General features: G+C 68.4%; 1 protein-coding gene. It reads left to right on the top strand.

Features of this window, described 5'->3' with window-relative positions:
• Positions 1 to 4 precede the first annotated feature (4 nt).
• Positions 5 to 1,444: an aldehyde dehydrogenase family protein gene (locus tag MXD62_RS27470; protein WP_248832294.1), complete on the top strand. Its 1,440-nt coding sequence runs from the start codon at positions 5 to 7 to the stop codon at positions 1,442 to 1,444.
• The last annotated feature ends 105 nt before the right edge of the window (positions 1,445 to 1,549 follow it).

The raw sequence follows: 1,549 nt of genomic DNA, 5'->3' as shown, positions 1-1,549 counted from the left end.
GGCTGTGAAGCGGTTACTGATCGACGGCAAGTTTGTCGAGACCGAGCGGGCGGTCGACTCGATCAACCCCGCGACCGGCGAGGTCATCGGCCAGGCCGCGGACGCGACCGTCGAACAGACCACCGCCGCGGTCAAGGCCGCCCGCAAGGCCTTCGACACCACCGACTGGTCGACCAACGTCGCGTTCCGCGTCCAGTGCCTCAACCAGCTCCACGACGTCCTCGTCAAGCACAAAGAAGAACTCCGCGAACTCACCATCGCCGAGGTCGGCCACCCCCGGATGCTCACCGACGGGCCCGCCCTCGGCGACCCCATCAACCTCGTCAAGTACTACGCCGACCTCGCCGCCGGCTACCAGTTCACCCAGGACCTCGGCACCATCGAATCCCGCGGCGCCCAGCACCACCGCTGGATCGAACGCGAACCCGCCGGCGTCGTCTCCGCGATCGTCGCCTACAACTACCCCACCCAGCTCGCCCTCGCGAAACTCGCCCCCGCCCTCGCCGCCGGCTGCACCGTCATCCTCAAAGGCGCCCCCGACACCCCCCTGCTCGCCCTCGCCCTCGGCGAACTCATCGCCAACGAGACCGACATCCCCGCCGGCGTCGTCAACGTCATCACCTCCATCGACATCGACGCCGCCGAAGTCCTCACCAGCCACCCCGACGTCGACCTGATCACCTTCACCGGATCCACCGCCGTCGGCCGACGCATCATGGAAGTCGCCAGCAAGACCGTCAAAAAGGTCTTCCTCGAACTCGGCGGGAAATCCGCCCTCGTCGTCCTCGACGACGCCAACCACGACCTCGCCGCCATGATGGCCGCCTTCACCATCTGCTCCCACGCCGGACAGGGCTGCGCCATCACCAGCCGCCTCGTCGTCCCCCGCGCCCAACACGACGCCATCGTCGAGAAGGTCGCCGCGATGCTCGGCCAGATCAAGGTCGGTGACCCCTCCGCACCCGACACCTACATGGGCCCGCTCATCAGCGAGAAGCAACGCGACAAGGTCGACAGCATCGTCCAGCGCGCCATCACCGCCGGCGCCACCCTCGTCACCGGCGGCCAGAAGATCAACCCCGGGTTCTTCTACGCCCCCACCCTGCTCGCAGGCGTCGACCCCGACAGCGAGATCGCCCAGGAAGAAATCTTCGGCCCCGTCCTCGCCGTCATCCCCCACGACGGCGACGACCACGCCATCGAGATCGCGAACAACTCCATCTTCGGCCTGTCCGGATCCGTCCTGTCCGCCGACACCGACCGCGCCCTCGCCGTCGCCCGCCGCATCCGCAGCGGCACCATCAGCGTCAACGGCGGCAGCTGGTACGCCCCCGACGCCCCCTTCGGCGGCTACAAGCAGTCCGGCATCGGCCGCGAAAGCGGCACCCCCGGCCTCGAGGAATTCCTCGAGATCAAAACCATCGCCACCCCGGCCGCGTCCTGACCCCGCCCACCTCCGACCAGCCCTGACCACGGCGGTCGGGTGAATCCCACCGGACTCACCCGACCGCCACAGTCATCTACACAACAGCCCACACCGGACGGCCGG

Source organism: Frankia sp. Mgl5, assembly GCF_023242985.1.
Taxonomy (GTDB): Bacteria; Actinomycetota; Actinomycetes; order Frankiales; family Frankiaceae; genus Parafrankia; species Parafrankia soli.
The sequence above is the reverse complement of the archived record's forward strand: the minus strand, read 5'-3'. Positions and strand labels throughout refer to the sequence as shown.